A 3038-nucleotide genomic window follows, 5' to 3' on the forward strand; every position below is an offset into this window, starting at 1 on the left:
AGAGCACAGACCCGGGACTACACCATCGACAACAACTCGTCGATCCTCCAATCTGCGAGTCCACTCGCAACAAGCGACCTCGTGTCGCACGCGCTGGCCGCGACCGGCCGAAGAGCCGCAGCGCGGCCAGCGACCGCCCGACGCGCGCGGGACGCCGTAGGCGGCACGCGCCTTGAAACCGTAGAGAAAGTTCTCATCCAGGCTGAGCGCCAAAAATTGATCTTGGTCGGCCCTAAATCTTGGACGACTGTTCTAAGGCCCGTTGGACTGCCAGGGCTATCGTGCGTGTCCGGAGAGGAGGGCGTGCCATGTGGCCCATCCTTCGCGTGTGTACATGCGGTGCGATTCAAGGGTGACGGTGGCGTCGATTCGTGTGCGTTTGATGTAGGTCTGGCCGCCTGCTCCGCATAGTTCGTAGACGATGTTCTGGCAGTCGCAGGTCCAGGCGATGACTCGGCATGGTGAGTCGCCGCGTGGTTGGAGCCAGTCGAGTTTGGTGCAGCCTGGTCGTGGCGGGGGGATGTGGGGCGACAGGCAGTGGTTCACGCGGCGGCGGGGTTCGGCGGCGCGAGGGGTAGCAGGGCCCAGACGGTGTGGCCGTGGTGGTCGCCGTAGACGCCCCAGCGGGTGGTCAGTTCGGCGACCAGGTGCAGACCTCGTCCGTTGGGCTGGTCTGTGCCGGTGTGCTGGATGCGGGGAGTCAGTGGGCCGCCTTCGTCGGTGACGGCGAGGAGGAGGAGTTGGCTGCCCATGTAGAGGGTGAGGTGGAAGTGGCCACCGGCTGCTCCGCTGTGGGTGTGGCGGATGGCGTTGGTGGCCAGTTCGGAGACGATGAGTTGGGCGGTGTCGGCTTCGTGCTGTCCGGTTAGGTAGCCGGCGGTGAAGTGGCGGGCTCGGCGGATCTGGTTCCGGGTCCCGGGGAAGGTGCGGCGCCACCGGTGGATCTCTTTGTGGCTGTCCTGGTTGTTCGGGGCTGGAATCATGTCGGCGTACCTCGCGTTCGTGCAGTTCAAAGCACTGACATCTGCCATCGATACTTAAAGTACTGGTACCATACTTCTAGTACAAGTGATTCGATGTACTTGCGCCGCACAATAAGTACTGGTCAGGTAAAGAGCAGCGATCCAGGTAGGGGCGGCGACCAAGGAGGGTGCATGTTCGGACTCATGGTCCGGTTCACCTGCAAGGACGACACGAGCGCCACGGCGTTCGACCAGCTCGTCACCGAGACGATCGAAGCGATCCGCCGACACGAGCCGGGAACCCTCGTCTACGCCTCACACCGGGTGGACGGCCGGCCGCTCCAGCGGATCTTCTACGAGCTGTATCGAGACCGGGCCGCGTTCGACGCCCACGAGCAGACCGAGCACACCAGGCACTTCCTGGCAGCGCGCGAAGATCTGCTGGCCTCGGTCGAGGTCGACTGGCTTGACCTGCAAACCGGGAAGGGCGTCACGCCGTGAGCACCGAGTATCAACGCGCGCTCGGGCGGCGCATCGCCCAAGAACGCAAACGGCGCGGCCTGTCGCAAGCGGAGCTGGCCCGGCTGGTGGACCGGTCGGTGGCGTGGCTCTCCCAGGTGGAACGCGGCGTGCGCAAGGTCGATCGCATGTCGGTGCTGGAGAAGGTCGCCGAGACCCTTGATGTGCCGCTGTCGGAGCTGGCCGCCGAAGCGCCCGTGGTCGCCGCCACCGCCGAGGAGGTTCCCGGCACGGCCGGGCTGCGCCTGGTCTTGTCCGGCGCTCACTCGCTGCAGGCGATGTTGCACGCGACGCCCGTTCCCGCCACCGCGGAGCTGAAGCCGCGGGTCGATCACGCGTGGGAGTTGGCGCACGCGAGCCGCTATGTCGAGCTGACCGACCTGCTGCGCGGGCTGGTGCCGATGCTGGAGAACGCGGTCCGCTCAGCCCCGCCCGAGCGGCAGGCGCAGTTGTTCGAGTTGCTGGCCGTGACCTATCAGGCGTGCTCTGCGGCGTTGGCGAAGCTGGGTGAGCCGGAGGCCGCGTGGATCGCCGCTGATCGGGCCATCGGCGCGGCCGAGCGTGCGGGTGATCCGCTGATGATGGCCGCCGGTGCTTTCCGGCTGGGTTTCGTCTTCTTGGGGGCGCGTCACTTCGATCAGGTGGAGGAGACCGCGCGGACCGCCGCCGAGGCGCTGTGGTTTCTGACCGATCAGGGCAAGCCGGAGGCGATGTCGCTGTGGGGCGGCCTGACGCTGCAACGCGCCGTGGCCGCCTCCCGGCTGAACCAGGCCGACACCGCTTATGAGCATCTGGCCAAAGCCCGGGAGATGGCCGGACGGCTCGGGGATGGGCGTAACGACTACAACACCGAGTTCGGGCCGGCCAACGTCGCTCTGCATGAGGTGGCCGTGGCGGTGGAGGTGGGTGACGCCGGGCACGCGCTGCGGGTGGGGTCCGCGGTGGACACCTCGACGCTGTCGGGTGAGCGGCGGGCTCGGCTGAACATCGATCTGGCCCGTGCGCACGCTCAGCGTCGTCAGGTCGATGAGGCGGTGTTCGCGCTGCTGGCGGCGGAGGCGATCACGCCTGAGCAGATCCCCAACCATCGCGTCGTCCGTCAGTTGGTCTCTGATCTGCTGGCGATGCAGGATCCGGCCTCGTCTGAGCTGCGTGGGCTGGCCGACCGGGTGGGGGCGTAGAAAAAGTACGTGTCGTAGTACTGAAAGTACTAGCAGTTACTCTCGGTACGGGGTAGCGTTTGTGCTGTAGCCGGAACTCTCCGTAACCGGAGGGTGACAGTCCAGCACAAACGCTCTTCGCGTTTTCAGGGGTGGATACCGGAACGCCACTCCCCGCGAGGAGGACACAGGCCACACATGAAAGTGGCCTGAGCGGGAGACCCGCCCAGGCCCGGATGCGATAAGCACCCTAGTGCCGTAGCAGATCGGGTTTGCCCTGTTTCGTAACGGCACGCCGATCAAGGTCCCACCTCGGTCGGCGTGATCGTTTCAGACTGCTGTGGTGGCTGAACGGGTTCGCGTCCGCGAGATCGATGACGATGAAGGCAACCGGCTG

3 protein-coding genes are annotated in these 3038 nt (G+C 65.9%); 2 read left to right on the forward strand and 1 reads right to left on the reverse strand.

Going from position 1 to position 3038, the window contains the following annotated elements:
* Nucleotides 1-542: 542 nt before the first annotated feature.
* Complete coding sequence (locus AB0C16_RS39815; RefSeq protein WP_357691301.1) at nt 543-983, reverse strand: ATP-binding protein; 441 nt, start codon at nt 981-983, stop codon at nt 543-545.
* A gap of 171 nt (nt 984-1154) precedes the next feature.
* Between AB0C16_RS39815 and AB0C16_RS39820 the strand changes: the two genes are divergently transcribed.
* Nucleotides 1155-1463, forward strand: a complete 309-nt coding sequence (locus AB0C16_RS39820; protein ID WP_357691303.1) for an antibiotic biosynthesis monooxygenase — start codon at nt 1155-1157, stop codon at nt 1461-1463.
* The gene (locus AB0C16_RS39825; protein ID WP_357691305.1) at nt 1460-2662 is read left to right on the forward strand and encodes a helix-turn-helix transcriptional regulator; all 1203 of its coding nucleotides are present in this window, start codon (nt 1460-1462) and stop codon (nt 2660-2662) included. Before AB0C16_RS39820 ends, AB0C16_RS39825 begins: the two co-directional genes overlap by 4 nt.
* Nucleotides 2663-3038: the final 376 nt, after the last annotated feature.

The sequence above is a fragment of the Nonomuraea sp. NPDC048916 genome, from assembly GCF_040649575.1.
GTDB lineage: Bacteria > Actinomycetota > Actinomycetes > Streptosporangiales > Streptosporangiaceae > Nonomuraea.

What these genes read in the sequence shown, in the direction of transcription:
- AB0C16_RS39815 (WP_357691301.1), bottom strand. Translation starts at nt 983, where the DNA reads ATGATTCCAGCCCCGAACAACCAGGACAGCCACAAAGAGATCCACCGG.
- AB0C16_RS39820 (WP_357691303.1), top strand. Translation starts at nt 1,155, where the DNA reads ATGTTCGGACTCATGGTCCGGTTCACCTGCAAGGACGACACGAGCGCC.